Here is a 3,256-nt window from a genome sequence, read left to right on the forward strand (position 1 = left end):
TGCATGGCAAACAGGCACTCAACGAGGATGTCCGCGCTGCCGTCGAAGCCAAGCGCGAGCAAGGCTGGGAGCTGGCCGTGCGAGTGACCTGGGAGGCCGGCGACGCCCAGCGTCTGGTAGAAGAAGCGCTGGCAGCGGGCTACACGAAAATCATCGCTGGCGGCGGCGATGGCACCTTGCGCGATATCGCCGAAGCGCTGGCTCAACACCCGAAGAAAGCCAGCCTCGTTTTGCTCCCGCTGGGGACCGCCAACGATTTTTCCCGCGCCGCCGGTATTTCCCTGGAGCCTGCCGAAGCCCTTGAGCTACTGGATGTTCACCCCTCGGATATCGATTTGGGCGAGGTGGGCGGGCAGATTTTCCTGAACATGGCGACCGGCGGATTCGGCAGTCAGGTTACCGCCAATACTTCAGAAGACCTGAAAAAGGTCTTGGGCGGCGCCGCGTATCTGTTCACCGGCCTGACCCGGTTCAGCGAGCTGCATGCCGCTTACGGCGAGTTGCAGGGGCCGGACTTTCATTGGCAGGGCGAGCTGCTGGCGCTGGGCATCGGTAATGGGCGGCAGGCGGGTGGCGGCCATGTGCTTTGCCCCGAGGCGCGAGTCGACGATGGTTTGCTGGATATCAGCATCCTCCCGGCACCGCAGGAGCTGGTCGGCACGCTGAAGAATCTGCTGAGCGAGGGCTTCGGCCTCGACAATATGTTCGTGCGGGCGCGATTGCCGTGGGTCGAGATCAAGGTCGCCGAAGGGCTCAGCATCAATCTCGACGGCGAGCCGCTGGAGGGCGACAGTCTGCGATTTGTTGCGAAACCTGCGGCGTTGCAGGTGCACCTGCCAAAGGACTCGCCATTACTGGGCCAACAACCGTCGATCAGTCATCCAGGCTGATGATCTGCTCACGCACGGCGAACAGCACCAGACCCGCCACGTCGTAGATTTGCAGGCGCTTCATGATCTGCGCACGGTGGGTTTCGACGGTCTTGACGCTCAAGCCCAGGCCGTTGGCAATTTCCCGGGTCGATTTGCCGCGCACGATCAGCCGCAGGATTTCCAGCTGGCGTGCGGTCAGATTGTGTGAATCGGCGATGTCGGGCTGGCTTTTCTGGTTTCGGGTCAGTGCCTGATTGATCACCGTATGAGCGATGGCCGGGCTGAGGTAGCGCTCATTGTTGCGCAGTGCTTCCAGCGCGTGTTCAAGCTCGGTGGCGGTGGTGTCCTTGAGCAGATAGCCGTGGGCGCCGGACTCCAGCGCCTGCATGATCAGCGCCGGATCGGTATGCATCGACAGGATCAGCACTTTGCTCTGCGGGCGCACGCGCTTGAGGCGTTGCAGCGCTTCCAGGCCACCGGTTTCCCTCATCGAGATGTCCAGCAATACGATGTCCGGGCTCAATTGCTCGACCATTTCGAGCAATTGCGAACCATCACTGGCTTCGCCGATTACCGCGTAACCGGGAATATCCAGTACCAGAGCGCGCACGCCGGCTCTGATCAGCGAGTGGTCATCCACCAGAAGTAAGTTACAAGTCAACGCATAACCTTATTCGTACTGGCCCTTTCGAGCGCTCGCGGCGCCCAGGGGAAAAGTGCTTCGATTCTTGTGCCTTTGCCCGGCTCGCTGGTAACGCTCAATGTACCGCCCAACTGTTCGACGCGCTCGGCCATCCCGGCCATGCCGCGTTGGCCTTCTCTGGCCGGATCGCTAGCAGGCGCGAAACCGAGACCGTCATCGCTGATCAACAAAGTCAGACCTTGCGGCAGACGCTGTACCCGAATCAACAGGTTTTTCGCCTGTGCGTGGCGCAGGATGTTGGTCACGGCTTCCTGGGCGATGCGAAACGCGGCGACGGCCATTTCCTCGGGGATTCCGTTGAGCCGCTGCTGGCAATCGAGACTCCAGTTGACCGGCGTGTTGGCCAACGTCTTGAGCAAGTGCGCACGCAGGCTGGCTTCGAGTCCCAGGCTGGTCAATTGCCGTGGATTGAGAATCGCCGAGACATCACGCACCTTGGTCAGGGTTTCATCCAGGGTGTCGCAGAGCACCGCGCATTGCTCCTGGAGTTCTGCCGGCAGGCGGCGCTTGAGCCAGTCACTTTGCAGTTTGGCGGCGGTAAGCAACTGGCCGATATCGTCGTGCAGTTCACGGCTGAGGCGATGGCGCTCGTTCTCCTGGACTTGCAACAGTCGATCAGCCAGCTCTTGTGGCTGAAACTTGATCGATTTGCGCGACAAGCGATATTGCACCCAGACGCACGCGGTGGCGGCGATGTCGAGTGCCAGCAACCCCAAGGGAATGCGCGCGGAAACAACATACGCCATCAGACTGCCCAGGGTCGCCAGAACACACAGAACCAGTGTGAAGCGCCGGGCGTTTTCCCGCGAGGGTGGCCATGTGATGAGTGACTTGAGACTGGCGTACATAACGGATGGAGCCAATGGATGTTCGCTGCGGGCAGACCGGCCGGTGGATGGCGGATCTCTGTCTGGAAATACTGTCAATTATGTTATGGATTCAAACCGTATTCGTTAAGCAATCATTGACTGGCAATAACATCGCTAATGAAACGCTGGAGTCAGTGTGCCATTAAGTGGCAAGCAATTAACCGGCGGCATAATACCACTTAACATACCGTTGGTCGCGGTTGCTATATATGTCCATTCAGTCAGGAAATAGCGGATCGTGGACGCAAGTTCCATATTGGAAAAGTCTGAATTCTTGTTTTTTGAATGACTTCCATACGTTTGGAAGTATCGCTTGCGGCACACAGGAAAACCCTGAGGGGGGTGCCTGGAAATCAGCCGTTGGTCGGGTTGATTATTTGGCCCGGACTGTCGCTGACAGGTACGAACTATTCATTTACGACAATATTGCTGCAGACAGGCTCAAGCCTGGCGAGCGGTAACGGACGCAGAGAGCAAACGTTTGCTCATCATCTTCGGCTCAAACGAGGTCTGGCCCATTTGTGCCGCAAAGGCTTCGAGCAGATCAGCCTGCTCGCGTTCATCCAGGCTTAGCTGCCCGGTCTTATGGTCGACCAGCTCAAGCTGCCACGCCATCAGGGTGAAGCAGTCACGTAGCGCATCAAGGGCCTGTTCGTGCAGATCTACCCGGTCCTGAGTCAGATTCAGCAGGCTATAGATGTGCAGGGAGAATTCGGAGATCGCTTCCAGCGCCAACGCTTCGGCACGGCCAGCCAATTTCAGCAGAGTGCCGAGCATGCAGTCGATGGCATCCTTGTCATTGCTGATCAGTT

Annotated in this window: 4 protein-coding genes; 1 reads left to right on the plus strand and 3 read right to left on the minus strand. The window is 58.6% G+C overall.

Annotated features, from left to right (window positions below):
• On the plus strand, positions 1-890 hold an 890-nt coding region (gene yegS / locus D6877_RS04825; protein ID WP_130910032.1), incomplete at its 5' end, for a lipid kinase YegS.
• Here yegS and D6877_RS04830 read toward each other — a convergent pair.
• From D6877_RS04830 to D6877_RS04840, 3 genes are all read right to left on the minus strand, one after another.
• Positions 874-1,533, minus strand: a complete 660-nt coding sequence (locus D6877_RS04830) for a response regulator transcription factor (RefSeq protein WP_041478445.1) — start codon at positions 1,531-1,533, stop codon at positions 874-876. The genes yegS and D6877_RS04830 overlap by 17 nt on opposite strands.
• Complete coding sequence (locus D6877_RS04835; RefSeq protein WP_130910034.1) at positions 1,530-2,423, minus strand: sensor histidine kinase; 894 nt, start codon at positions 2,421-2,423, stop codon at positions 1,530-1,532. Before D6877_RS04835 ends, D6877_RS04830 begins: the two co-directional genes overlap by 4 nt.
• Before the next feature lie 462 nt (positions 2,424-2,885).
• A partial coding sequence (locus D6877_RS04840) for a hypothetical protein (protein WP_130910033.1) occupies positions 2,886-3,256 on the minus strand: 371 nt, incomplete at its 5' end.

This window comes from Pseudomonas sp. Sample_9, from assembly GCF_004307535.1.
Classification (GTDB): domain Bacteria; phylum Pseudomonadota; class Gammaproteobacteria; order Pseudomonadales; family Pseudomonadaceae; genus Aquipseudomonas; species Aquipseudomonas mercuritolerans.